This window comes from Pedobacter duraquae, from assembly GCF_004362245.1.
GTDB classification, from domain to species: Bacteria; Bacteroidota; Bacteroidia; order Sphingobacteriales; family Sphingobacteriaceae; genus Pedobacter; species Pedobacter duraquae.
Map to the genome: position 1 here is coordinate 21,882 of NZ_SNWM01000007.1, position 26,850 is coordinate 48,731.

The following is a 26,850-nucleotide window of genomic DNA, read 5'->3' on the forward strand; positions in this document are numbered from 1 at the left end:
TGGTTTTTATTCTGATAATAAATTTATAAATGGTGCCATATCTTCTATTTTGAGCGCGTAGTCAATATCTACATGTAGCGCTGCCTGGGCAGGCATATATGCAACCTGGGCAGTTAGTGGATCCTGAATCAATGTAATTCCTCCATAATCCTTTACCGTCTTTAACCCATTTACCCCATCGGCATTTGACCCAGATAACAGCAAACAAGCAAGCTTATCCCCATATACTTCCGCAGCGGTTTGGAAAGTAACATCTATCGCTGGTCTCGAATAGTTTACTTTTTCGGAATAGTCTAGTGAAAAAGTCTGATCCTGTTCAATCAACAAATGATAATCCGAAGGGGCAACATAAATTGTTCCAGCTACCAAAGGCTCTTTTTCGTCTACTTCTTTCACAACAAGTTTAGTTTTTCCAGATAACAAGTCCGGTAATAAAGAATCAGCTCCGTGCTTGCGGTGGACCACAATGATTACAGGAAAAGACAATGAATTACTAAGATTGGGAAGCACCTTCAACAGTACATCGAGACTTCCTGCAGAGCCTCCAATAACCAACGCCTTACATTTTTCCATTAACTAACTTTCCTCCAGATTTTTTCCAGTGGCAGACGCTTGTATTTCTTTGCGACAGAAGTAAAGTCGAGCGTCTCCTTGGTTCCCAAAGCAAGATAGCCGAGATCCTCCAAACTTTCATCAAATAAATTCAAAACTTTCTGCTGCAGATCCCTGTCAAAATAGATTAATACATTCCTGCACAGAATCAATTGAAATTCATTAAAGGAGTGGTCAGAGACAAGGTTGTGAGTCGAAAAAATAATTTTATGCTTCAGCTCTTCATCAAATTTCGCCAGCGAATATTTTGCAGTATAATAACTGGAAAAGTCTTTAGTCCCACCAGACAAAATGTAGTTTTCAGAATATTGTTTCATCTGACTCAAGCTGAACATTCCCTGCGCTGCCTTCTCAAGAACAGTTGGATTTAAATCCGTTGCATAAATAAGCGATTTATGCAGGAGGTTCAGCTCCTTGAGAATAATAGACATCGAAAATGCCTCTTCTCCTGTAGAGCAGCCTGCCAGCCAAATTCTGATAAAGGGATAAGTACCAAGTTTAGGTAATACCTCATTGCGCAAGGTTTTAAAAAAACCAGGATCCCTGAACATCTCCGTTACGTTTACCGTAATTTGTTCTACAAAGCGCTTGAAATAAACTTGATCGTTGATAATCTTAAACCTGAACTCCGCAAAGCTGACCGCTTTATCCAGCATATATAATCTAAGTACCCTTCTTTTGATAGATGCCTTAGAATATCCCGTAAAATCATACCCATAATGCTCCAATAAATCTGAAAGCAAAATTTCCACCTGTTCCTCACTAATTACCGGTAAATCCAAAAGCATTAACTTGTTTAAATATATTTTGTCAGTAAGCCAGTTAGCGTATCAACGTTGATGGGTTTGGAAACGTAACCAACTGCACCTGCTTCTAAACAACGTTCTCTATCACCAACCATTGCCTGGGCTGTTACAGCGATAACTGGAATGCCACTTAGCGTCTCATCTTCCCTCATTTTGGCCATCGCCTGATAACCATCCATACCCGGCATCATCATATCCATCAGCACAACAGCAATATCTGCATTCTGTTTTAGCAAATGCAAACCATCCTCTCCGCTGGTAGCAGACAGGCACTCGTATTTCCGGGCTTTTAGCACGGCAGATAATGCAAAGATGTTTCTATTGTCATCATCTATAATCAAAATTCTACCTTTAGTCATAACTCTACAGTAATTTATGATGCATTAAACTTTATCGTATAACCAAACTCTCAATAACGAGATCAGCTGATCAACGTCCACTGGTTTTGAAATGTAATCTGATGCGCCTGCGGCAATACATTTTTCCCGGTCTCCCATCATCGCCTTTGCTGTTACAGCAAGAATTGGCAAATTGCGGTATGCCGGGTTCTTCCTTATTTCTTTTGTGCTTTCATATCCGTCCATCTCAGGCATCATCATGTCCATTAACACAACATCTACCGCCGGGTTATCTTTAAGCACCTGTAGCGCCTCCTTTCCGTCTGTAGCTGCTAATACTTTCATCTTATGTTGCTCCAACGCTTTGGTAAGCGAGAAAATGTTCCTGACGTCATCGTCGGCGATCAGTACCGTTTTGTTATTAAGCACCTCGTACAATCCGCCCAGTCGCTCTGACACTGGCTTTTTGTTTTTTTCTTCGGTTTGATTTTCTTCCACAAGATGCAGAAATAAACCCGCCTCATCCAAAATGCGCTGGTAAGAATGTGCCGTTTTCACAACAATGGAATCAGCATATTGCTTGATTTTGTTTTCCTCTCCTTTAGATAGATTTTTTCCCGTAAAAATAATGATCGGGAGGTTCTCAAGACCTTTAGTTTTCTTAATTGTTTCTAAAGTCTCGTAAGCATTTTTATCTGGAATACCCATGTCAAGTATAACACAGTCTACTTCTTTCTTATTCAGAGCCCCTATGCTTTGGCTAACGTTGTTCGCTACCTCAGTCTGAATATTATAATTACTAAGGAAATAGCTCAATGCTTCTGCATGCTGCCGATTTTCCTCTACGATAAGTACCTTTTTTGGATGCCTGCTCAAAGCATCTTCCAGTTTCTGAAAGATTTGACGCATATGTTCCAGTGCTACGGGTTTATTGATGAAATCAACTGCCCCTTTTAACAAGCTTTCCTTCTTAACCTCCAGCGATGACATAATATGAACCGGAATCGGGCGGGTAGCCGGGTTAGATTTTAATTCTTCCATAACCTGCCAGCCATCTTTAATTGGCAACTGTATATCAAGTAGTATGGCTAACGGCTTATAGTGGTTGGCCAGTTCTATTCCAACGTCACCCCTTACTGCATTGATACCTTTGTAGCCGCGTTTACGCGTAAAATCCAAAAGCGTTTTTGCAAAAGCGGTATCATCTTCTATGATAAGAATGATTTTATCCCCAGGCTTAATGTCCGCTCTATCGTCATGTATCTCCTGAGGAATACGGTCAACCGTAAAACGTTCAGGGAGTTTGCTAAGCGGTGCCGAAGGCTGGACTTCACTGAGTTTAATCAGTTCCACTTGCTGTTGATTTTCAGCCTCCATCGTGGCCGCCCGATCCAATGGCAGAATCAAGGTGAATTCACTACCTACATTTTCCTTACTGGTAAGTTCAATCTCTCCGCCGAGAAGCTTAGCAAGCTCACGACTGATTGACAAGCCAAGCCCTGTGCCACCAAATCGACGCCTCGTTGACCCGTCCGCCTGCTGAAAGGCCTCAAACACAAGATCTTGTTTATTAGAAGCGATACCAATGCCGGTATCCGTAACCTTAAACAAGATCATTTTTGCTGTTTCGTCCGGATGGATAGTCAGACTCACCTGGCCCTCAGTTGTAAATTTAATTGCATTAGATAACAGATTCTTAAGAATCTGTTCCAGTCGCATTTTATCCGTATTCAAGGTGTCCAGCTCTGGTACAACTTCAATAAACAATTTCAACTTTTTATTGTTCGCAATTGGATTGAAAAGCGACCGCATGTCTGTCGATACTTCCGTCAAACTAACATCAGTGAAGTCCAGTGTCATTTTGCCTGCCTCGATCTTCGATAGATCAAGAATTTCGTCGATCAGTCCCAGCAATCCTTGTCCCGAACTTTGAATCACTTCCGCATACTCTATGTATTCAGGGTCAAGTTCTTTATTTTCAGACATCAACTTAGACAAAAGTAAAATTGAGTTAAGCGGTGTTCGTAGTTCGTGCGACATATTAGCCAGGAATTCAGACTTGTATTTTGTACTCTGTTCCAACTGCTCTGCCTTCTGTTGAATATCAAGATTCCGCTCCTGAATCAACTGATTTTTCTCTTCAAGTAAACTGGTGCGCTCTTCAAGCTCCTGGTTACTCTGTAAAAGCTCTTCCTGTTGTACCCGCAACTCTTCTTCTGATGTCTGGATTTTTTGGCTCTGCGCTTCGAGTTCTGCGTTTAAACCTTCCAATTCACTGTGCTGTGCCTGAAGTTCTTCTGCCTGTGCCTGTGTTTCCTCAAGGAATTCTTGTAGCTTTTTCCTATTCTGCGATACGTGGATAGCAACTCCAATATTATTAGCGATGCTGTTTAAAAACTCTAGTTGTAATGGTGTATAGGCACTGATGGATCCAAATTCCATCACGCCAACGACGGCGAGATTTCTAAAAATAGGTACTGCAACAACATTTTTAGGCGTCGTATGTCCACTGGCATAGCTGATAGTTAGTTTGCCCTCAGGAATATCATTGAGTAACATCTGTTTACCTGATTCAGCTGCCTGACCTGTAATGCCTACACCTAATTTAATGATTTCTCTTTTTTGTGTGTCTTCCAAAGCATAGCTCCCTGCAAGACGTAAATCCTTATCTTCCAGCAAATAAAAGGCTGCAACCTGACTTTTAGTATGTTCTACGATATTTTCTAAAATATCTCCTGCCAATTCAGAAACTGATTTCTCGCCAACCATCTTATCATTCAGGTTAGCAATTCCCGCTTGTAACCACTCTTTATCACCGAGCAGCGAAAATGAGTACTGCAGAGATTCCGCCATGGCATTCAGGTACCCCGCCAAACTTCCAAGGCCATCGGCTGTACCCTCCTCCAAACGGATACTATAGTTACCAGCGGAGATTTGACTTGCCAATCCCTGAATCACTTCTATGCGATGATCTACCTCCTCATTTTTATCTTGTAAAGCTTGTTGTAACTTCATCCGAGCATTAAAATCCGTGGAGACTTTTCTATAAAAGAAGAACGTGATGAGTAGTGAACAGACCGCCGCCAAAATAATTAGGGTCGGTGTGTAAGATGCCAGCTTGTTCAGGTCGGCTGTGCGCAGTTCAAGCAACCTGGTTTCCTCTGTCTGCATGTTCTTTGATATAAGCCTTGCCGAATCCATGTAATCCTTACCCGACAACAGCTCGGCCACACTCACATTTCCGCCACGCTCTTTAACACGGATCGTGCTTTCGATGATGGTTAGCCTTCTCTCAATGATATCCTGCAGTTTCTTTGCATTACGCTGCTGTAAAGGATTGTCAACCGTCTGCTCTGATACATCGTTTAGTAATCCGAGGGCCTTTTCTTTTGCCCCATTATAAGGCTCAAGGAATATCTTATCGCCACTTAGCAAATAGCCTCTTTGACCGGTTTCAGCATCTTTAAGCGTTGACAAAATACCATCAGTTTTTGTAATCACATCATTACTATGTGCGACAAGATCTGCACTTTTAATCAGATTCCTAATACTGATGTAAGAAGCTAGAGAACTGACAAAAAGTATTAATAACGAAAGCCCTAAACCAATACGAAGGTTCTTTTTTAGAGATTTTTGCATAGTATAATAATATAATATTAATCTGGATCTGTAGGTGAAATCAAGGGAATATGGAAATAAAACTCCGACCCTTCTCCAATCGCGCTCTTTACACCAACCTCACCTCCATGTCTGCGGATGATCTCAGCCGATATATACAGGCCGATGCCAAGACCCTGGAAATGGATTGCCGTTTCCTCTACCCGGTAAAATTTGTCAAAAACACTTTTCTGCTGCTCAGTATCTATACCGATGCCATAATCTTTTACCCCAACATATACGCCGGCGTTTTCAAAACGAACAACAATCTTAATTTCTGAAGTTCCCGGAGAATATTTCATTGCATTTGTGAGAAAATTTATGATAACCTGCTCAATACGCATTTCATCACCAAATATCTCTTGTGGGGCGTGCCCTTCTTTAAGAATATGAAATTCAGGATTACTCTGATGCATAATCTCGATGATACTATCGAGTAAATCATCCATAACAAAGTTCTTCTTATTGAATTTAAGTTTTCCGCTTTCTATTTTAGAGATATCGAGCAGGTCAGCAATTAAGTCATTCAATTTTTCCAACTGAACTTCTGCTTTTTGTAAGTGCTTCTTAACCGTTTCAAGATCACCTTTATCAATGCTTCTACCTAATAATTGAACATATCCTTTTACACTTGTTAAAGGGGTTTTTAGTTCGTGACTGGCAATACTGATAAACTCATCTTTTTTGTGTTCTGCTTTCTTTCTGAACTCAATTTCGTCCATTAAAGCTTTTTGAATTTCAATTAACTTTCTGCTTTGCTCGTAGATTCTATAGAAGGTTTTGACTTTGAGCAATAGAATCCCCATGTCTACAGGCTTGGTAATATAATCAAGTCCACCGGAAGAATACCCCTTGGTAATAAACTTCAATTCTGTGTTTGCCGCGGACAGGAAAATAATAGCGGTTTCCTTTGCTTTACTATAGCCAGAAATAGCTTCCGCTACTTCAAACCCATCCATACCCGGCATCTGTACATCAAGAATAATCAGCACATATTCATTTTTCAATACTTTCTTTAATGCTTCTTCTCCGGAGGAAGCGGTATCTACTTCAAAATCATGCTTCTCAAGAACCTTTTTTAATGAGATTAGGTTCTCGGGGGTATCATCTACGATTAGGATCATTATCTATATTAAATAGGCTGCATTACAAAAGCCAAATTTGTTTAATTTATATCTAAGTTATAGAACTTTAAAGAATATTATCGTTCATAGGTCAATTTGTCCGTTAAAACTATTGCCGACTTAAAGCTCTTTTGAGTTGAAAGTGTCTCCCTGATTGATATCACCAGTTTCATATCCCTTTTTGAACCAATACATTCGTTGCGCAGAAGTACCGTGGGTAAAAGAATCGGGCACAACTTGTCCCTGCGCTTGTTTTTGCAATTTATCGTCTCCAATAGCATTTGCAGCCGTTAAAGCTTCGTCAATATCTCCAGGATCAAGCCTGAAATTCTGTAGTTTTTGGGCATCATGTGCCCATAAACCGGCAAAGAAATCAGCTTGTAACTCTAATTTTACAGAAAGTTTGTTGTATTCCACTTCGCTCAGCTGACTACGGTAGCGATCCATTTTCTCAGTAATACCCAGAAGATTCTGAACATGATGTCCAACCTCATGCGCAATTACATAAGCTTGGGCAAAATCTCCGGCAGCACCAAAACGATTTTTAAGTTCATCGTAAAAACTCAGGTCGATGTATACGTGTTGATCTCCAGGGCAATAAAATGGTCCCACAGCAGAACTCGCGTTACCACAGGCGGAATTCACGCCATCATCAAAAAGTGTCAGTGTTGGCGATTCATAATTTTTTCCCATTTCCTGGAATTTAGCTATCCACACTGAATCTGTGGATTCAAGGATATTTGACACCCACCTTCCTTTAGCATCAGTTGGTACACCCCGCTTACCAGATGTAGGCGCCTGTTCACCAACAGGGAGCTGACTAACTAAGCCGGTAAAGTCTTTGCCAAAAAGAAGACCAAGTACCACGAGAATTATTCCAACGCCGCCACCTACCATGGTGCCGCCGCCCATACCTCTTCTATCGTCTACATTGCCGCTGCCTTTACCGAACCATTGCATATTTTATCTAATTAAATTGTTGTATCGCCGCGCGGATCCTTAAGGCTGTTTCGGTTTTACCCAATAATACAGCTATATCAAATACCCCTGGCCCAAATTTCCCTCCCACAAGCATAATACGGAATGGAAGCATCAGTTCTCCAGATTTAAGTTGCTGCTCAGTCGCCAAAGCCTTAAAAGAGGTTTCCAGGTCTACGGCAGATTCATCTGTTAATAGTGGAATAAATGCTTCAAAAAACGCTGCCTTCTCTTCAGTCCATTTCGGTTTTACAGCAGGCAGATCATACTCAGTAGGAGAAACAAAGAAATAGCTACTTTGTGTTACAAAATCTGACAATAAATTGCAGCGATCCTTAACCAGGTTAACTACAGCACTTAAGCGATCCGTATTTGTGATGGGAATGCCCGACATTTCGAAACTTTTTTTCACGTATGGCAGTAATTTTCCCGCATCTGCATTTTTGATCCATTCGTGGTTGTACCACTTTGCTTTTTCAAAATCAAATTTCGCTCCTGCCTTACTAATCCGATCCAGGGAAAATTTACTTATAAGTTCTTCAAGCGTAAATATCTCCTGGTCGGTGCCGTCATTCCAACCTAACATGGCCAGTAAATTCACAAAAGCTTCTGGCATGAAACCCAGCTCCTTAAATCCTTTGGTAACATCACCTGTCTTAGGATCCGTCCAGTTCTGCGCATAAACCGGAAATCCGAGCCTATCGCCATCCCTTTTGCTAAGCTTGCCATTCCCATCTGGTTTAAGGATTAAGGGTAAATGCACCCATGCAGGCATGTCATCACCCCAGCCTAGGTAACGCCATAATAATACATGGATTGGTGCAGACGGGAGCCATTCTTCGCCTCTGAAGACATGCGAAATCTCCATCTCCCTGTCATCAGCAACAACTGCCAAATGGTACGTCGGCATTCCATCTGCCTTTAATAAAACTTTATCGTCAACCAGATTAGTATCAAAACTTACATGTCCACGAATCAGATCGACAAAAGAAACCTGCTCATCTGACGGCATTTTTATTCGCACAACATAGGGTGCATCCGACTCAAGCAAGCTATTTACTTCTTGTTCAGTAAGGGTAAGTGAATTACGCATACCCATGCGGCTGCGCTGCCCGTATAAAAAATTCGGTTCTTCTTTTCTTTTGGCATCCAGTTCTTCAGGGGTATCGAATGCGTAATACGCATAACCATCTGCCAATAGCTGATCTGCATATTGTTTATAGTTTGCCTTGCGCTCACTTTGCCTGTAAGGGGCAAACGGACCTCCAGCCTGTGGACTTTCGTCAGGTACAATTCCACACCATTCCAGACAGGATACGATATATTCCTCTGCTCCGGCAACAAAACGATTCTGATCCGTGTCCTCAACACGCAAAATAAACGTACCATTGTTCTGCTTCGCAAACAAATAGTTGAACAGGGCAGTTCTTACACCACCTAAATGAAGGCCTCCTGTGGGACTTGGGGCAAATCTTACTCTTACTCTTACTTTCTTTTCCATATTCGTGACGCAAAGATATATAATTTGTAATTTGCCATCACATACTATGAATCCGTACGAAAAAAAACGCCGCTGGAAAATATTTTTGCTCGTCTTTGCCATAATTATAGGTACAGCATCCGTCTTTTATACCGATTTTTTTGTCAAGAAAATGGAGTTAGAGGAAAAGGCGCAGTTCCTGCTTTGGGTAAAAAGTATGGAGCGCTCTTCCGAAATATTCAATGATTCTCCAGATGCGATTGTACTAAACAGTGTTACTGAAAATAATACTACGCCGATCATCCTCACAGACACTTTGGGAAAAGAGATTAAAGCGTTTTTACGCCTCGATAGCACCAAAACAAATTATCCCGAAGCCTCAGCAAACCTCACATACGATCCTGCTTATTTCCAACGTGAGCTGAGACGCATGAAAAGACAGCATGCACCGCTAAAAATGACCTATTTTGGCGAAAAAATGTTGGTATACTATAAGGATTCTTTTATTCTAACCCAATTGCGTTATTTTCCATATATTCAGCTTAGCGTGATTGCGCTGTTTCTAATCACCGCCTACGTTGCCTTTAGTTCCGCCCGTAAGGCAGAGCAGGATCAGGTGTGGGTAGGTCTGGCTAAAGAAACAGCACACCAACTCGGCACACCAATCTCTTCACTTATGGCTTGGGTAGAGCTCATCAAGTCACGATTCGATGCAGAAAATGACCCACTAGTTGCAGAAATGGAAAATGATATCAAAAGACTCGAGGTAATTACCGACAGGTTCTCAAAGATCGGCTCTAAACCGGTTTTAGAAGATCACGTGGTGTATGTAGTAGTCAGCAATTTCATCGATTACTTCAAACTGCGCACATCAGATAAAGTTAAATTCATCATTACAGGTGATGATCAGGTCCGTGCAATGTTAAACGTACCTTTATTTGATTGGGTTACAGAAAACCTCCTTAAAAATGCAGCGAACGCCATTGCAAACGAAGGTACGATTACCGTCGACATTATTGAGCACCTTGCAAAAGAAGAGGTCTATATCGACGTGACGGATACTGGCAAAGGTATTCCCCGGTCTAAATTTGACGCGGTGTTCCAGCCCGGGTATACAACCCGAAAACGGGGCTGGGGTCTAGGGCTGTCGTTAACAAAAAGAATCGTACAGAATTACCATAGTGGGCAAATTTTTGTCAAAGACTCTGAACTTGGCAAAGGAACAACCTTCCGAATTATTTTAAAAAGCAGTTTAACCTATGAACCGACCATTACCTAATGAATACCCGCAATGGGCTGAGCGATATATCAGCCTAGTAGAAGACGATGTATTAGAGATATTAGAGAGACAGGCGTTTGAATTTCCCGAATATATTAATAGTCTGGTAGAAAAAGCCGACTATGCCTATGCGCCCGGCAAATGGACACTGAAGCAATTGTTTGGACACATGATCGATACTGAGCGGGTATTCGCATTCCGCATAACAGCCTTCGCAAGAGGAGAGAAAAATGCTATCCCCGGTTTTGACGAAGATGAGTATGTCGCAAATGCGCACTTTGCTGACCGCAGTCTGTTTAGCTTGTCTGAAGAATTCGGACTGCTCCGCAAGTCGAACCTCTATTTGTTTAAATCGCTCAATGAGGCTGAATTAGGCAACGTCGGCAATGCCTCCGGCAGAGACATCAGTGTAAAAGCTATCCTATTCGTCACTGCCGGCCACGTAATTCACCACACACAGATTATTAAAGAACGGTATTTGTAATGTGGCATCTAACCCGTACCCCAGAAGAACTCAATTCGTGGCCGAGCAAACATATTGGTACTTTGCTTGGGATACAGTTCACAGAAATAACGAATGATTCTATCTCTGCAACCATGCCAGTGGATGAACGTACACATCAACCATTCGGCATCCTTCATGGTGGTGCTTCTGTAGTCCTCGCAGAAACTTTGGGAAGTATCGCTTCCTACCTAAGTATCGACCCTGAAAAATATATCGCCGTAGGACTGGAAGTTAATGCCAACCACCTGCGTGCTGTGAAAAACGGCAAAGTAACTGGCATCTGCAAACCGATCCATATAGGTGCCAAAACGCATGTCTGGGAAATAAGACTCTACACAGATCAAAACAAGTTAAGCTGTATCAGCCGTCTTACTGTAGCGATTCTACCTAAACCGCAAGAAAAATAAAATATTTCCATATCAAGGTGTAACCTCTTAAAATTTGATGTCGTCATAGTACATAGAACACAAGTTCAACAGAACATAAATTTTAACATTTAACACTAAATATCATGGAAGAGCTAATCCCAATTACATTATTTATCAGCGGTTTTGCCCTGGTCTTCGGCATAAGATATTTCTCAAATAAAGAAAAAATGGCGATGATTGAAAGAGGAATAGACCCAGGCATTAGAAGAGCCGGACAATCTGCCCCTAAACCATTTTTGAGTTTAAAGTTTGGCCTTTTATTGGTTGGCCTAGGTTTAGGAATCATAGTTGCATTATTTACTGTACTGGGTACAGGTATGGGCGACGACGAGGCTGTAGCGGTATATTTTGGCTCTATCAGCCTTTTTGGTGGATTTGGATTGATTGGATCGTATGCAGTAGAAAAAAACTGGCTGGACAAAAATCCGGATAAACTGTAAACACGCCTGACTGGTCCGGTCATCCGGACCAGATTTTATCATCTCAATCTACACAACTAAATTAAAGCGTTACATTGTATCATGAAGCAAGAGCTCAGTGACTTAGCACTAATTACAATGATCCTGGAGGGTAATACCGCTGCTTATGCGCAGCTGGTAAAGCGGCATCAGCGGTTTGTATTTACGCTAGCCATGCGCTTCGCTAAAAGTAGAGAAGATGCTGAAGAAATTTCGCAGGATTGCTTCGTGAAAGCTTACAGGGCATTAGGTACTTTTAAGCAAGATGCCAAGTTTACCACCTGGCTATACGCAATCACCTATACAACAGCAATGACCTTCCTCAGGAAAAAAAGGCTTGATATCGCTTCGATAGACGATGAGGGGGCTGCTATACAGCTGGAGAATCATATATCCGACTATAATGCCAACACAATCGAAAAGACGTCAGGTCATGCTTATCTAAACCAGGCTATCGGAATGCTGTTACCCGATGATGCAGCTATTATTACATTGTTTTATAAGGGAGAACAAAGTCTGGAAGAAATAGGCCAGGCGCTAAACATGGAAAGCAATACCATCAAGGTAAAATTACACCGTGCACGCGCAAGGCTAAAAGAGAAATTACAATATTTATTAAAAGATGAAGTTAAGGAATTGATATGAAAAGCATAGACGAACAAATCTGGGATTACATCGACAATACATGCAGTCAGGAAGAAAAGCTTATTGTAGCCGCCAAAATCGCTTCAGACGAGACTTATAGCACAGTCTATGCTGAATTGCTGCAGATTCATCAGCTATTGGATGCCGAACAGCTTGATGAACCCTCCATGTCCTTTACGAGAAATGTAATGGATCTTGTTCAATTGGAAATCGCACCGATTTCTTTAAAAACAAAAGTTGACAAACGCATCATCTACGCGATAACTGCTGTTTTTGTATTACTACTCATCTACATTGTTTGTTATGCAGCTGCACATGGAACTTATACCGTAGCCGATTTTAAACTGCCAAAAATGCAAATCAGTTTCGATATCTCACAATATATTACGCCATTGTTTATGAAGATATTTTTATTCGTAGACGTCGTACTTGGACTGATCTACCTGGATGGTTTTATTCGCAGAAAAAGTCTACGCTAAAAAAAAGGAGTCTTGCGCTTGCAAGACTCCTTTTTTACATGTTTTGTATCTCTTATTTAAACTGAATCGGTAATGCCACCGCTGTTTTATCCCAACCGATGTTTAGTGTTGCTCCATCAGCAGCTGGTGTAAACACCATTGACAGATTTTCTACAACGCCATCAAGTGCCTTAACAGGTACATCTACGCGAACGATATCCTTAGCTTCATCATAAGTATATGCACCCCAATGGTCAGTATCCTTACTAATAATGATAGTCCATTTATCTTTATTAGGAATTGCAAACAGCCCATAACTTCCGGCAGCTATCTGCATCCCACCAACCGTAACTGGTTTAAAGAATTTAATTTCAGTGCTTTCATTTGCCCCCAAACGGTAAACCTTACCAAAACCTTCAAGAGCACCGAAGATTTCACGATCCTTTTTTGCAGGCCGTGAATAGGTAACCTTGGCAATAGCCAAAACCGGACCGCCCTTAACAGCTTTCTGAGTTGCATTTACCGGAAAGTAAGCCAAATCTGCTGGACTTGGATCTAATGGTGGGAATTTTACATCCTGTGCATTTACCGCAATAGCAAAGCATGCAAGCGCAATAATTATACTTAATTTTTTCATCCTTGGTCTATTTTTTCGTCCGGAATTTTAGTATGAACGACCTTTGACAATACTATTCAGGAATACTGCGCCGAAAATCAGACCCAAAATACCACCGAATAACGACCATAAAAAGCTACCTGATATACTCGCAGCTATCAAGATACCCGAGAAAAGACCTAGAACGCCGTAAACCCAGTTAAAATTCTGTTTGTTTTCTTCTTTAATCATGTCAATAAAATCTTATGCTTCAAAGGTATTGAAATATTTTAAAATCGCTTCATTTCCAGCATAAACTCCGACGATCTTCTAAAAAAATAAGATCAGCTGCTTAAATATCCATACAATTAGTGTAGTATGTCTTCCCCTGTCAGATTTCTGTCATCATAAAGCATGTCATTAAAATTTTCTTATAACTAATCAATCGATTGATTAATTTTGTGCCATCAAAAAAGAAATGGAAAAACCAGATAAAAGAACAAGCATTCTAACAGCAGCCGAAAAGTTATTTTCGGAGCTGGGCTATGAGGGCACGTCTACGCGTCAGATAGCAAAGGAAGCAGGTGCTAATATGGCTATGATCAATTATTATTTTGGATCAAAGGATGGTGTATTCCTCGAAATTATGTCCAATAGGATCGAAGGTTTTAGTGCACAATTGGCCATCATCAATCAGGAAAAAATCTCTGTACTAGAAAAACTAATGCAGGTAATTGAACAATATGCCCGCCGGATACTGGACAATATAGCCTTTCATCGGATGATGCATCGCGAGCTTTCCCTCTCTCAACGCCCAGAGATTTACTGTCGCTTAAAAGATTCTATGACAGGAAACCTAAATGTGATTGAACAGATTGTAAACGAAGGGATATCAAGTGGCATGTTTAGAAAGGTAGATGTGCGCATGGTAATCGCAACAATTATGGGTACCATCACTAATGTGGCAATTTCGCCGTCCAAGATTACGGCCGGATCTAAACTCGATATCAACATACCTGCTGATAAAGACATCCTTACTGAAAGGCTGATCACCTATTTAAAAGATCTTATAACAACGTATTTAACACCCCAAAAATGATACACAAACCAATTAAATTAAGCTTTCTCGCTCTTCTCCTGCCGGGAATGCTGTATGCTCAAAATGTTAAAAAACTAAGTCTGCAGGAAGCTGTGCAACTTGGCATAGCAAACAGCAAAAATTTGAAGCTTTCTCAAAATAAAATCGATGAGGCCGTAGCCAGGCTTAATGTTGTTAAAGACAATGTCCTGCCTAGCGCCAGTGCTTCGTTCATTTATAACCATGCCGAGATTCCAACAAACACATTAAGTATCGGCGGCGGCGATCCAATCCATTTACCCAAACGTGCTGACGCATTTGTTGGAACCGCAGCAGTAGAAGAAGTTATATATGGTGGCGGAAGATTAAAACTCGCTACAGAATCTACCCGCCTGCTTACAGAAGTTGCCAAGTTAGATGCAGACAAAGATCAGGAAGAAATCAGCTATGTAGTAATTAACACCTATTATTCCCTATATAAAATAGCGCAGAGTAAAAAGGTTATTGCGCAGAATCTGGATGCTATTGCAAGTCAGCTAAAACAAGCCCAACGTTTCTTCGAGCAAGGTATTGTGACCAAAAATGATGTACTAAGATTTCAACTGCAGCAAGCAAACGTAACACTTACACAACTCGAAGCAGAAAACAACCGCAAGATCATCAACTACAATCTGGATATTCTTTTGGGTCTTCCGGAAAATACAGACGTAGAAATTACTGAGCCAGATAATGGTATAAAAACAGTTCACCCTTTAAATAGCTATGTAGACATGGGCCTAAGTACAAGGCAAGAGCTTAGACAACTGGATCTAAGAAACCAGGTTGCGGAGGTGAATGTAAAATCCATTAAGGCGAATACACTCCCTACAGTTGGTGTTGGTGCTAATTTATATTACATCAATCCAAGTGGCGGTTTCATACCTCCGGCAAATCAATTTATTGTTCCGGTAACCCTTGGCGCAACGGTTTCATGGAACATCGGAACCTTGTGGAACAATAAAAATAAAGTCTCTGAGGCCCGCGTGCAGCAAAAAAGCGTAGTTCTCGAAAAAGATGTTCAGTCTGATAACGTAAAAACAGAAATCAACAGAAACTACCAAAACTACCAGTTAGCGGTCAACAAAATCCAAATTCTGGAAACTTCAATAGCGCAAGCATCGGAAAATGACAGATTACTCGAATCCAAGTACAAAAACAACGTGGCTTCAGCAATAGACAGGATCGACGCAGAAACCTTGCTTTACCAGTCTAAGATTAATCTGGAAATCGCTAAAGCAGATGCAGGCCTTGCCTACTATACATTATTAAAATCAACAGGAAAAATTTCTCAATAAATAACACAAACAGCAATGACTACTGAAATTGAAACAAAAAAGAAAAGCAAAGTCGTACCCATCATATTAGCGGTACTGGTTATTGCGGGCGCCATCTTCGGTGTTAAAGAATATTTATATTATAGTAAACATGTGGATACAGATGATGCCCAGATTGATGGCGACATCAGCCCTGTAGTTGCACGTGTTGGTGGTTACGTGAATCAAATCATGTTTGAAGAGAACACGCGTGTTACTGAAGGCCAGGTATTGGTGAAATTGGACGACAGCGATTTCAAGGTAAAGCTTGAACAAGCCGAGGCCGGACAAAAAGGCGCAAGTGCAGGTGTTGGCGTATCACAGTCTCAAATTGCAGCAACAGCAGCAAATACGAGCACTGCCAAAGCCAATATCGAAGCTGCAAGGGTTAAACTATCCCTCGCACAAAAGGATTATGACCGCTATGCTAATCTAGTAAAGGACGGTTCGATTACACAACAGCAATTTGATCAGGCTAAGGCTGAAAAAGAAGCTGCGCAAGCCGCATACACCGCTACAAAAGATCAATACGAAGCAGCAGTTAAACAAGTGGGAACTACGCAGTCTCAACTTGCTGTAAGCAGTAATGGAGTGTCACAGCGCCAGTCAGATGTAGATTTTGCCAAATTACAATTGTCATATACAGATATCAAATCACCAGCAACGGGTATCGTTTCTAAAAAGAATGTGCAAAAAGGACAATTGGTGCAAGCCGGGCAGTCTCTTTTCTCAATTGTAAATGAAGGCAGTCTTTACGTGACTGCAAACTTCAAAGAAACACAGTTGGAAGATATCCGTGCCGGACTGAAAGTGGAGGTAGAAGTAGATGCTTATCCTAATGAAAAAATTGAAGGCGAAGTATATAATTTCTCTCCAACAACTGGTGCCAAAGGTTCATTACTTCCCCCAGATAACGCTACTGGTAACTTTGTAAAAGTAGTTCAACGTATCCCTGTAAAAATCAAAATTACAAAAGCTTCAAAAGCTATGCTCGACAAAATCCGTCCGGGTATGAGCGTTAAAGTTTCTGTTTCTATAAAAGACTAATCAAAATGGCCGAGCAAGGTTTAAAAAAGTGGATCATTACATTTACGGTAATCACAGCATCCTTATTGGAGCTTATAGATACCACTATCGTAAACGTAGCGCTACCACAGATCCAGGGTAACCTGGGCGCAACCCTTGAGGATGTTGCCTGGTTATCTACCGGTTACGCCGTAGCAAATGTTATCGTACTACCCATGTCGGGCTGGTTAGGTAGCCGCTTCGGGCGTAAAAATTATTTTCTTACTTCCATCATAGTGTTTACCATTGCTTCTTTTTTATGTGGTAACGCAACAAGTCTTGAAGAGCTTGTACTCTTCCGGGTTTTGCAGGGTATCGCAGGAGGTGGTCTGATCTCCACTGCACAGGCTATATTGATCGAAACTTGGCCAAGAGAAGATGTTGGTATCGCTACTGCCCTGTTTGGTCTTGGAGCCGTAGTAGGCCCAACTGTAGGGCCAACCATTGGTGGATATATCCTTGATATCAGTTCATGGCCATGGATTTTCTACGTAAATATTCCCGTCGGGATCCTTGCAGCCTATCTCACGATAACTTTTGTCCGAACGACGCCGAAAGATGGGCAGGGTAAGCCCGTAGATTGGTGGGGAATCGGCCTCCTGGCTGTTGCAATTGGTAGTTTGCAGACAGTTTTGGAAAAAGGAGAAAGTGAAGACTGGTTTTCGACAGCCTATATCACTGTACTTTCAGTATCATCTATCCTGGGAATCTTCCTCTTTATATGGAGAGAGATGAGCACAGATCATCCAATTGTGAACTTTAAAATCATGAGACATCGCAGTTTTGCAGTCGGAATGTTTACCTCTTTCGTACTCGGCTTCGGGCTTTATGGATCAGTGTTTGTTTTTCCGATCTTCTGTCAAAACCTGCTTGGATTTTCGGCACTGCAAACTGGAGAACTCCTTTTCCCGGGTGGATTATGTACTATCGTAATGATGCCTTTTATTGGGATCATGCTTAAGAAAGGCATACCTGCACAATTTATGGCAACTATTGGGATGTTCCTGTTCTTTGTATTCTGTAGTATGCTGAGCAAGTCGACGCTTGCTTCGGGTACCAGCGACTTCTTTTTGCCTTTGGTGATCAGAGGTGTCGGTATGGCACTCCTGTTTGTTCCATTAACCACTTTAGCGATCCAAGACCTTAAAGGTCCTGAAATTGGTCAGGGTTCTGGTTTGAATAACATGATGAGACAACTGGGAGGCTCATTTGGTATTGCCGCTTTAACAACGCTGATACATGTTCGCCAGGGCTTTCACAGAAGCAATTTACTCACCAACGTGAATGAGTACAATCCGGCCTTTACAGAGCGCTTCAATGCATTTATCCATAATTTTATGGGTAAAGGTTATACTTATCTGGATGCCAAATTAATGGCTACGAAAGCCATCGAAGGAACCGTACTCAAACAAACATTGCTGTTAACGTACAATGATGCTTATTGGGTAGCTGGACTGATCATGTTATGTTCAATCCCATTATTATACCTTCAGAAATTCAAAAAGAATGTTGACATTCCTGCTGATGTACATTAAACTCGGTTTTAATAAATAAAAATGGTCTGGACATAGATAATGTTCAGACCATTTTTTTTCATGTCTGAACCATCTTTAGAAACGAAAGTCATCGATTATTTAACTGGGAATATTGCATCACAGCTTTCACTATAGCGTACAAGATAGCGCAAATCAAAAAAGGTTGCCCCTCCATAAAGGCAACCTTTTCTTTCCAAAAAAAATCAACAATTAATTAAAATCAGTAATGAACCTGTCTTAACAGATGTTTAAATATTCTTTAAACTTACGAAAGCAAGATAACGATTTTCCCGTGAAGGCCAAAATTTTTTGGATGCATATATCCCTATTCTAAATGATTTTTCCTAGCTTGAGGCCGGAAAATAACCATTTATTATGACCCAGAAACCGCGAGCCACCGGACAAAAAGAGTTGACCTTCAATAATGAAGTCGTCTCCCGATTCGAACTCTACAACAGTTTATTTCTTACGCTGCCCTTTTATAAGATCAAAGACACAGGCACGCTGCTCCCCCTTTTTATCAAGCATTGCGAAGATGGAGTAAAGGAGCGCGGAAAGCCCCTCGATATCATCAATTCATTTTTCGAAAAATATACGCAGGATAATGACCCCAAGGAAATCATAGATCTCCTTTTTCGTTTTATCCAATATATTGAGCGTCAGGTTGTGTTGTTTGATGCTGTAGAAGATGCATCTTTCAATAAATTGAATAGTCCTGATGATCAAAGTTCACTCCACTCCTATTTGTCAAAAGGTATAGACAACAAGATCCTTAAAAATAAAATAGAGAAGCTGATAGACGAGTTTTCTCTCCGTCTGGTTCTTACAGCCCATCCAACACAATTCTATCCCGGAAGCGTACTTTCAATCATTACCGACTTAACCTCTGCGCTGAAAATAAATGACGTTTCGACCATCAACCAGTTGCTTCAGCAATTGGGGAAAACACCATTTTTTAATAAGAAGTCCCCAACTCCTGTTGATGAGGCCTTAAGTCTTGCCTGGTATCTCGAAAACGTATTCTATTTCGCCGCAGCAAATATCCAGGCAGACGTAGACCATAGTCTCGACGAATTTAACATAGCTTCCCGAAAGATTATCGAGCTGGGCTTCTGGCCGGGTGGAGATCGCGATGGAAATCCAAATGTCCATGCCGATGCCACCATACAGGTAGCAAAAATGCTGAGACAGATCCTTTTCCGTTGCTATTACCGGGATTTTAGAAACCTGAAAAGAAGGATAACCTTCAGGGGTGTTGAAGATACCATAGCCGAGGTGCACGACATCTTATATAATAATGCATTCGACACCAGCATCGTTCCAGAAAACATCAGCGTTTTTCTGCTCGAAAAACTCAATGATATCAAGAACACCCTGATTGAAAATCATGACGGCCTGTTTTCAGGTGTTGTGGACGACCTGATCAGGAAAGTCAACCTTTTTGGTAGTCACTTTGCTTCATTGGACATCAGGCAGGATAGTCGCGTTCTTCGTGATGTCCATGCTTATTGCAGAAGAAGCAAACCCATCGTATCTATATTCCCCGAAAATTACGACGACCTGGAAGAAACTGAGAAAATCAGCTTGCTTTCGTTCAAAAGCGCAAAAGTCACCTATACAGAAGAGGCTGACGGACTTATTGATGATACCTTACAGACCATTGCCGAAATTAAACAGATTCAGGAAAGCAATGGCGAACTGGCCTGCCATCGATTTATTATTTCTAACTGTCAGCAAGCACTTGACATTCTTCAACTTATAGAGCTTTTCCTATGGAATGGCTGGGACGAGGAAAAATTGACCATCGACTTCGTGCCTTTGTTTGAAACAGTCCATGATCTGGCTGGTGCCGGGGAAATCATGGAAACACTGTATACTCATCCCTTTTATATAAAGCACCTGGAAAGCCGGGGCTTTAAACAAGATATCATGTTAGGGTTCTCAGATAGCACTAAAGATGGTGGTTATCTGATGGCAAATTGGTCAATTTTTAACGCTAAGGTGGCGTTAACTACGGTGGCTGAAAAACATAACATCAAGCTTGCGTTTTTCGACGGTCGCGGTGGCCCCCCATCACGTGGCGGAGGGAAAACACACCGCTTCTATGCTTCTATGGGTAAGGAAATTGCTAATACCAACATTCAACTCACTATTCAGGGACAGACCATCAGTTCGCAATATGGGTCTATAGACAGCGCTGGCTTTAATATGGAGCAGTTGATCAATGCCGGGATATCTGCAGGGATCAGAGAAAAGCATAATATCCTGCTTGATCCCCTGCATAAAGATGTTCTAGATAATATGGCCGCCGACAGCTACGACGCTTTTGTCGCACTCAGAAAACATCCGCTGTTTTTAAGCTACCTCGAGAAATTTTCACCACTTACTTTGTTGTCTAAAATTACCATCAGCAGCAGACCGGTTAAAAGGAGCTCAGGCGAACAACTTAAGCTCGAAGACCTCAGGGCAATCAGCTTTGTAACGGCCTGGAGCCAGCTCAAACAAAACATCCCGGGCTTTTATGGTATCGGAACTGCCTTAAAAAATCAGGAAGACCAGGGAAACTGGTCCAATATTCATAAAACCTATCAGGAATCAGGATATTTCAAAACTATCATCGAAAACTGTATGATGTCGATGAGCAAGACAGATTTTGCAATCACGGCGCACTTCGCTGCCGACGAAACCTACGGAGATTTCTGGACTATGCTACACAACGAATTTGAGCTCTCTAAGACTATGCTATTGAAATTGGCGGGGCATGATTCCCTGATGGAAAATTACCCCGTAGAGAAGCGATCTATCGCCGTGAGGGAAAAAATAGTACTTCCATTGGTGTTGATCCAACATTATGCGCTAGGGCAATTGCAGCATCAGCTAGATGATGATCAGCAGAATGCCTATGAAAAGCTGGCAATCCGGACTGTATATGGTATCGTAAATGCAGGGCGAAATCTCGCTTAAAGGCAAAAAAACGGGCTTACCGAATCTATCAGTAAGCCCGTTTTTTAAACAGGATTAGTACAGAACTTTGCCCGCTGAAGTAACTATTGAAGCTATTCTTACGGCGTCAAATACACGCTCTTCTGTGGCACCAAGCCCAAGAATAGATTTTTCATGTGCATTAACGCACATTTCACATCCATTAACGGCAGAAACAGCCAGACTCATTAATTCAAAAAATTCTTTTCCAGTTACAGGATTACTCATTAATTGCATCCTTACACGTGCTGGAATCTGTGTATATTTTTCTTTTCCGGTAAAATGACGGAAACGGTAAAACACATTATTTAATGCCAATAAAGAAGCACAACCAACGGATTCCCCAATTTCCGCTTCAGTAGCATCCTTTGAAAGGGCAAGCTTTTCGAAAAACTCAGTTAGTACCTTATTATTGTTATTTACAGCGATGCTCAAAGCGAGTAATGCACACTCTTTCTCCGTCATATGATTCGAAGTAAATGTACTGCTAAAATTAAGTTTAAGGTCGCGTACGTATCTTGAATTACCTTTTTCCAATAAATAAAGGCTTTCATTTCTATAGTCGGCATCCAGACCTACAATCGCTAATAATTCTTGTATTCCTTCTGTGATTTCACTCATGATTTTAAAAATTTAGGATAAAAAAAATCCCTGCAAAAATGCATTTCACAGGGACAATGGGTTTACAGAATAGATTAAACTGTTAAAGTCTCCTGACCTTTTTCCCAGTTGCAAGGGCAAAGTTCGTCAGTTTGCAAAGCATCAAGTACACGCAAAACTTCTTTTACGTTTCTACCAACGCTTAGATCATTTGCACTTACCCAACGTACAATACCTTGTGGATCTACGATGATTGTTGCACGGTAAGCAATTTTTTCAGTTGGCTCTAAAATATCCAAAGCTTCAGCTAAAGATTTAGAAGTATCAGCAAGCATAGGAAATTTCAACCCACGAAGATCATCGTGGTTATGTCTCCATGCAAGGTGAACGTTTTCTGAATCTGTAGATGCACCAATCAATTTAGTATCACGGTCGCGGAACTCGCTGTAATTTGCATTAAATTCAGCAATCTCAGTTGGGCACACAAAAGTGAAATCTTTTGGCCACCAGAACATACAGGTCCACTCGTTATTATCATTGATCATAGAATCAGAGTTGATTGTTTCAAACTCTTTGCCTTTCTCAATACTTACTACAGCTGTTTTCGAAAATGAAGGGAATTGTTGACCTAAGTTTATCATGTTTTTTATTTTTTTCTGCCGCAAAGGTACGCCTATACCGCCTCAATTACAACCCTGCGCATGAAAATGATGATATCAATTGTTTATGGGCATATAGACTGAATCTATACCACCCATAAACAAATTAGATTATAACTATTGTTTATTCTTCAACGTTGTTTCGAATAATTTGAATATTCGCTTGTATTCATCGGTCCAGCTACTCGGTTCAGTAAACCCATGGTCTTCTACAGGATACACAGCAAGTTCCCAGTTATTTTTACCAAGCTCAATCAGTCGTTGCGATAACCTCACAATATCCTGAAAATGTACATTTACATCTACCATACCGTGTGCCATCAGTAAATTTCCCTTTAAACCACTAGCAAAATTGATAGGCGAACTGCGTTGGTATGCAATCTCATCATTGAAAGGCTCGTTAAGTATATTCGCTGTGTACCCATGGTTGTAATGCGCCCAGTCAGTAACAGACCTCAACCCTGCTCCACTAGCAAAAACTTCTGGTTCTTTAAACAGGCCCATCAGTGTAATGAAACCGCCATAAGACCCCCCGTATAAACCAACGTGTTTTGGATTAACACCGTATTTCTCAACGAGTAATTTAACGCCATCTACCTGGTCTGTGAGGTCTTTACCACCCATAAACCTATAAATACCTGTGCGGTGATCTCTACCATAGCCAGAACTTCCGGTGTAATCTATATCAATTACCGTATAGCCATTGTCGGCCAAAAAGTTGTTAAACATATATTCTCTGGAATATTGGCTCCACCAATAGTGCACATTCTGGAGGTAGCCTGCTCCATGCACAAACACCACAGCCGGGTGGTTAGCATCAGGCGTTTTAGCAGGATATATTCGCGCGTAAACATCTGCTCCATATCGATTTTTGAAAGAAACCATTTCCGGCTGACGCCATGCATACGATTTAAATTCTGCAGAAGTTGAATTTGTGATTTGAACCGCCTTCGCGCCTGGCTGATTTGGCTGCACATACAGTTCCCATGGCTTATCCATATAGGAATAATTGATCGCCAGCCATTTCTCATCAGGGGAAAGCGTGATCTCATTTCCGCCTTTCGTGGACGTGATCTGTACCGGCTCACCACCATCTACACTAAGCTTGTAGAAGTGGGTAATGCCAGGATGTTCTTTATTGGCCGTGAAATAAAAGGTTTTTTTATCTTTCGAAAGTTGAAGCGTTTGAACTTCCCATTTTCCAGATGTGAGTTGCTTTTTTTGTCCGCTTGCCATATTGGCAATATATAGATGGGAATAACCACTGGCTTCACTCTGATAATATAGTCTGTTGTTATCTATCCAACCTACATTTCTGGAGCCAATGCCTGGTCCGCCAATCCAGGCCTCATCCCGTTGACGGTCTATGATCGTTAAGTTACCAGTTGCTGCATCCATTTTCAGGATCCAAAGGTCCTTGTTATCCAACGATTCTCCTACCACCACAGCTGTTGTGCCGTTTGCATTCCAAATTGCGTCAGAAAGCCTTATTTTGCGGTCTTCATTCTTCTTGGTTCGTTCAGCCAACTGTTTTGGGTAGTCTTTCAAATAGTCTGGCAGATCCTTAATACCGGGGATCTGCGCAACATGTACTTTATACGAACTGTCCTTTTTATTATCATATACAAAGTTTTCATAAGAAGCCATAGCCTCACCTACTTTGGTCCGACCAGGAATATCCTCGGTATAACCTGATGCCGTTACATAATTGGGAACTACCGTACGTGTCGCTAACGCCGCTGGGGTTACCAGCTGATAAGTGATGTAACGCCCATCCGGACTCACACCAAGACCCGTTAACACTTTATCGTCTAAATAAATTGCCTTCATTGATTCTGCAGTGCCGCTCCTTGCAAACCGGCCGAAACGACCACCGCCACCTGTTTGGCGGACGGGGTTTTTGATGATATCGAACAACTGGCTTTGCTCTGTTTTAAGCCAGCTGTCTTGTTCAGAAACAGGCTTACGCTCTACCACTACCGGACGCTTACCTCTAACAAAGTTACTTAACTGCACTAATTCATTGGTTTTCAGGTCAAGGCTAAATATATTGTCGCCCTTCTGAAAATACACATCCCCGTTAAACAAGAAACCAGGATTGCTTTCCCTTTCTACAGTACGCATCAGCCTTTGTACCTTCTTTGTCTTAACATTGAGCAGATATACGTCGCCGTCCTTCTCCGCCACACCCATAGTTTTATCTGCAGTAAAACGATAGATAGAGCCGATAGCTTTTTTTAACAGAGAGTCAGCAGACTTCTCATATTTCATTGTACCAACTTGCAACGCATACAGGGGCTGTTCCTTTTTATTTTCGGGATTCCAGTTAAAAAACACCGTCTTACTATCGTCCGACCACCTGTAAGCCGAAGGCGCAACGCCAATCCATTTCTGGTCGCGCATGATTTTCTCCACCGTTAGCGGAGCCAGCTGCTGCGCTTGTACTGCCGAAGCAGTTAATAAAAATAAACCTAATATTCTTTTCATTTAATTTGTTTTTGAGGCTTCGCCTCCTTTTTTACTCGATACTTGCACAGTGTATTTTGCACCACCCTGGACCACCCAGCGTACGGTAACAAAGCCATTCCCCGGGATGTTCGCGACCTTAATATGTGCAGCGTCGTTAGCTTGTTCTCTAGTGATGTTCAGATCCCTGTTTTCTACAATCATACCGGCGATTACTTTTCCTCCCGACAAGCTGATCACATCTGGGATCTCAATGTTGTTCTTTAAATCCTGACTAGAGTGCGTTGGAATCATGCGGTCGTTAGATACAATCGCAGTTACCTGATTTAAGCCCGAACCCAGATCTTTAACCTCAATTTCTCCGACGGCAAGATTTGGCGTATTGTATGCATGGTAAACGCTGAATGACATATTGCGGTGTGCATCACTTTCCAGCAGGAAGCCGGGATGCAAACGGGTGTAGGTTTTCTTGAAACCGCCAATCTCAATATCACCGTACTGAGGGTGTTTAAATGGATGCCAATCGACAAATGCATCCTTCATCAATAAATCACGGTCAAACTTGTAGGTTTGGGATTGTCCATCCTCGTTTGGCTTATTGTACATGGAATAATCTGTCCAAAGCTCATTGGAGAATGTGTAGATTCCACGCCCCCCATAGAACCAATCAAGTTCTCCCCCAAATACAGAATAAAGATCTTTGTATACTACCAGATAACGATAACCAGGAAGCATTTCTTCTCCCTTTTTTCCTAACGCATCGTATACCCGAACATCTTGTGCATTGTAGGTATCAATATCTTCCATCGCACCTGGCCCCCTCAGGATCTGACCACCATTGTTGTGGTAAGATTGTGCCGCAGCAATGTTTGGATGCTTCATCACGAAATCAGAAACTGCTCTGTTCTCAGGAATTGAAAAAGGATATTTGTAAGCGCCGCCTTGAATATAGTTTGGTTGCCAGTTCCATCCCCAGTCTCTGTTAGGATCATATGCCCCTTCACCGTCTTCATTAACAAATCCATCACCATCGTTATCAATACCTTCAGATCCAAGCAATTCATATTCGCCCTTTTCTTCAGGACCAACCAAAATCATGCGTCTTGGATCTGTAGGATCTGCTTTAAATTTACCTGTTGCACTTTTTCTACGCATCATTACGATATGTCCATCTCCATCTAAGTCATCAAATCCATCTTCATTCACCTTTCCATCGCGGTCATTATCAATAGGAATTAATCCTGTTCTTGGTGAATGAGCAGTGTTTGGTGAATGAATGAAGCTATCCCTAGCATCAGGATTAATGGTCGGCGCAATGTAAAAGGTCTTCTCCGATAGCAGAGACTGGATACTTTTGTTACCCTGCGCAAACATTTCCGTTAGATACCACGCGGTGTACATCGCAAACTCGCTACCTTGGATCTCATTGGAGTGGATGTTACCATCGATATACATAGCCGGTTTTTTATCAGCCTTCCCAACTTTTGAATTGGTTATTGTCATTACCCAAAGATCCTTACCCAGGTACGACTTGCCCATAGACTCAAGCTTAACAAGATCCGGGTGTGCCTGGGCAATTTTTTTAACCATATCTGTCAAACCTGCATAATCGTAATAGCGGTTCCAGCTTATTGGTACTTTGGGGTTAAATGGACTGCCTACGGCAGCAATAACGTTTTCTGGTTTTTGTGCGTTAACCAGTTGCCCACACAACACGAGGGCTGTAAATAGAATATATTTAATCTTCATG

The 26,850-nt window shown here is 41.5% G+C and carries 24 protein-coding genes; 11 read left to right on the forward strand and 13 right to left on the reverse strand.

The window, feature by feature from the left end:
* Positions 1-6: 6 nt before the first annotated feature.
* The 7 genes from CLV32_RS21400 to gltX form a co-directional block, all read right to left on the reverse strand.
* Positions 7-573: a chemotaxis protein CheB gene (locus tag CLV32_RS21400; protein ID WP_133559017.1), complete on the reverse strand. Its 567-nt coding sequence runs from the start codon at positions 571-573 to the stop codon at positions 7-9.
* On the reverse strand, positions 573-1,400 hold the full coding sequence (locus CLV32_RS21405; protein WP_133559018.1) for a CheR family methyltransferase: 828 nt from the start codon (positions 1,398-1,400) through the stop codon (positions 573-575). The genes CLV32_RS21400 and CLV32_RS21405 overlap by 1 nt, the downstream gene beginning before the upstream one ends.
* An 8-nt stretch (positions 1,401-1,408) precedes the next feature.
* The gene (locus CLV32_RS21410) at positions 1,409-1,777 is read right to left on the reverse strand and encodes a response regulator (RefSeq protein WP_133559019.1); all 369 of its coding nucleotides are present in this window, start codon (positions 1,775-1,777) and stop codon (positions 1,409-1,411) included.
* A 24-nt stretch (positions 1,778-1,801) separates the two neighbouring features.
* Positions 1,802-5,395, reverse strand: coding sequence for a response regulator (locus CLV32_RS21415; protein ID WP_133559020.1), 3,594 nt, complete (start codon positions 5,393-5,395; stop codon positions 1,802-1,804).
* A gap of 17 nt (positions 5,396-5,412) precedes the next feature.
* Positions 5,413-6,537, reverse strand: coding sequence for a hybrid sensor histidine kinase/response regulator (locus CLV32_RS21420; RefSeq protein WP_133559021.1), 1,125 nt, complete (start codon positions 6,535-6,537; stop codon positions 5,413-5,415).
* Positions 6,538-6,657: 120 nt separating this feature from the next.
* Complete coding sequence (gene ypfJ / locus CLV32_RS21425; protein ID WP_133559022.1) at positions 6,658-7,497, reverse strand: KPN_02809 family neutral zinc metallopeptidase; 840 nt, start codon at positions 7,495-7,497, stop codon at positions 6,658-6,660.
* Positions 7,498-7,504: 7 nt separating this feature from the next.
* Complete coding sequence (gene gltX, locus CLV32_RS21430; RefSeq protein WP_133559023.1) at positions 7,505-9,016, reverse strand: glutamate--tRNA ligase; 1,512 nt, start codon at positions 9,014-9,016, stop codon at positions 7,505-7,507.
* 46 nt (positions 9,017-9,062) lie between these two features.
* Here gltX and CLV32_RS21435 point away from each other — a divergent pair, with 46 nt between their 5' ends.
* The 6 genes from CLV32_RS21435 (at position 9,063) to CLV32_RS21460 (ending at position 12,789) form a co-directional block, all read left to right on the forward strand.
* A complete protein-coding gene (locus tag CLV32_RS21435) occupies positions 9,063-10,274 on the forward strand; it encodes a sensor histidine kinase (protein ID WP_133559024.1) in 1,212 nt (403 codons plus the stop codon).
* Complete coding sequence (locus CLV32_RS21440) at positions 10,255-10,758, forward strand: DinB family protein (protein WP_133559025.1); 504 nt, start codon at positions 10,255-10,257, stop codon at positions 10,756-10,758. The genes CLV32_RS21435 and CLV32_RS21440 overlap by 20 nt, the downstream gene beginning before the upstream one ends.
* Positions 10,758-11,186, forward strand: a complete 429-nt coding sequence (locus tag CLV32_RS21445; RefSeq protein ID WP_133559026.1) for a hotdog fold thioesterase — start codon at positions 10,758-10,760, stop codon at positions 11,184-11,186. The genes CLV32_RS21440 and CLV32_RS21445 overlap by 1 nt, the downstream gene beginning before the upstream one ends.
* Positions 11,187-11,290: 104 nt before the next feature.
* On the forward strand, positions 11,291-11,647 hold the full coding sequence (locus tag CLV32_RS21450; RefSeq protein WP_243732380.1) for a DUF6249 domain-containing protein: 357 nt from the start codon (positions 11,291-11,293) through the stop codon (positions 11,645-11,647).
* Positions 11,648-11,728: 81 nt separating this feature from the next.
* The gene (locus CLV32_RS21455; protein WP_133559028.1) at positions 11,729-12,310 is read left to right on the forward strand and encodes an RNA polymerase sigma factor; all 582 of its coding nucleotides are present in this window, start codon (positions 11,729-11,731) and stop codon (positions 12,308-12,310) included.
* Positions 12,307-12,789 (forward strand): hypothetical protein, encoded by a 483-nt coding sequence (locus CLV32_RS21460; protein ID WP_133559029.1) that lies wholly within the window; start codon positions 12,307-12,309, stop codon positions 12,787-12,789. The genes CLV32_RS21455 and CLV32_RS21460 overlap by 4 nt, the downstream gene beginning before the upstream one ends.
* Positions 12,790-12,841: 52 nt before the next feature.
* On the opposite strand, the gene CLV32_RS21465 is transcribed toward CLV32_RS21460, so the two are convergent.
* Together CLV32_RS21465 and CLV32_RS21470 are read right to left on the reverse strand one after the other, a co-directional pair.
* Positions 12,842-13,405 carry a DUF2911 domain-containing protein gene (locus CLV32_RS21465; protein ID WP_133559030.1) on the reverse strand — a complete coding sequence of 188 codons (564 nt, stop codon included), beginning with the start codon at positions 13,403-13,405 and terminating at the stop codon, positions 12,842-12,844.
* A 27-nt stretch (positions 13,406-13,432) separates the two neighbouring features.
* A complete protein-coding gene (locus CLV32_RS21470; RefSeq protein WP_133559031.1) occupies positions 13,433-13,615 on the reverse strand; it encodes a hypothetical protein in 183 nt (60 codons plus the stop codon).
* 226 nt (positions 13,616-13,841) lie between these two features.
* Between CLV32_RS21470 and CLV32_RS21475 the strand changes: the two genes are divergently transcribed.
* The 5 genes from CLV32_RS21475 to CLV32_RS21495 all read left to right on the forward strand — a co-directional run bounded on the left by CLV32_RS21475 (position 13,842) and on the right by CLV32_RS21495 (position 21,357).
* On the forward strand, positions 13,842-14,462 hold the full coding sequence (locus CLV32_RS21475; RefSeq protein WP_133559032.1) for a TetR/AcrR family transcriptional regulator: 621 nt from the start codon (positions 13,842-13,844) through the stop codon (positions 14,460-14,462).
* A complete protein-coding gene (locus tag CLV32_RS21480; RefSeq protein ID WP_133559033.1) occupies positions 14,459-15,775 on the forward strand; it encodes a TolC family protein in 1,317 nt (438 codons plus the stop codon). The genes CLV32_RS21475 and CLV32_RS21480 overlap by 4 nt, the downstream gene beginning before the upstream one ends.
* Before the next feature lie 15 nt (positions 15,776-15,790).
* Positions 15,791-16,840 carry an HlyD family secretion protein gene (locus CLV32_RS21485; protein ID WP_133559034.1) on the forward strand — a complete coding sequence of 350 codons (1,050 nt, stop codon included), beginning with the start codon at positions 15,791-15,793 and terminating at the stop codon, positions 16,838-16,840.
* A gap of 5 nt (positions 16,841-16,845) precedes the next feature.
* A complete protein-coding gene (locus tag CLV32_RS21490; RefSeq protein WP_133559035.1) occupies positions 16,846-18,393 on the forward strand; it encodes a DHA2 family efflux MFS transporter permease subunit in 1,548 nt (515 codons plus the stop codon).
* A gap of 375 nt (positions 18,394-18,768) precedes the next feature.
* Positions 18,769-21,357, forward strand: coding sequence for a phosphoenolpyruvate carboxylase (locus tag CLV32_RS21495; RefSeq protein ID WP_133559036.1), 2,589 nt, complete (start codon positions 18,769-18,771; stop codon positions 21,355-21,357).
* A 54-nt stretch (positions 21,358-21,411) separates the two neighbouring features.
* Here CLV32_RS21495 and CLV32_RS21500 read toward each other — a convergent pair whose 3' ends face one another.
* From CLV32_RS21500 to CLV32_RS21515, 4 genes are all read right to left on the reverse strand, one after another.
* Positions 21,412-21,996: a carboxymuconolactone decarboxylase family protein gene (locus tag CLV32_RS21500; protein WP_133559037.1), complete on the reverse strand. Its 585-nt coding sequence runs from the start codon at positions 21,994-21,996 to the stop codon at positions 21,412-21,414.
* Positions 21,997-22,070: 74 nt separating this feature from the next.
* Positions 22,071-22,616: a peroxiredoxin gene (locus CLV32_RS21505; protein WP_208111072.1), complete on the reverse strand. Its 546-nt coding sequence runs from the start codon at positions 22,614-22,616 to the stop codon at positions 22,071-22,073.
* 135 nt (positions 22,617-22,751) lie between these two features.
* Positions 22,752-25,121 (reverse strand): S9 family peptidase, encoded by a 2,370-nt coding sequence (locus CLV32_RS21510; RefSeq protein ID WP_133559038.1) that lies wholly within the window; start codon positions 25,119-25,121, stop codon positions 22,752-22,754.
* Positions 25,122-26,849 carry a M14 family metallopeptidase gene (locus CLV32_RS21515; protein WP_133559039.1) on the reverse strand — a complete coding sequence of 576 codons (1,728 nt, stop codon included), beginning with the start codon at positions 26,847-26,849 and terminating at the stop codon, positions 25,122-25,124. It lies immediately after the preceding gene.
* Position 26,850: the final 1 nt, after the last annotated feature.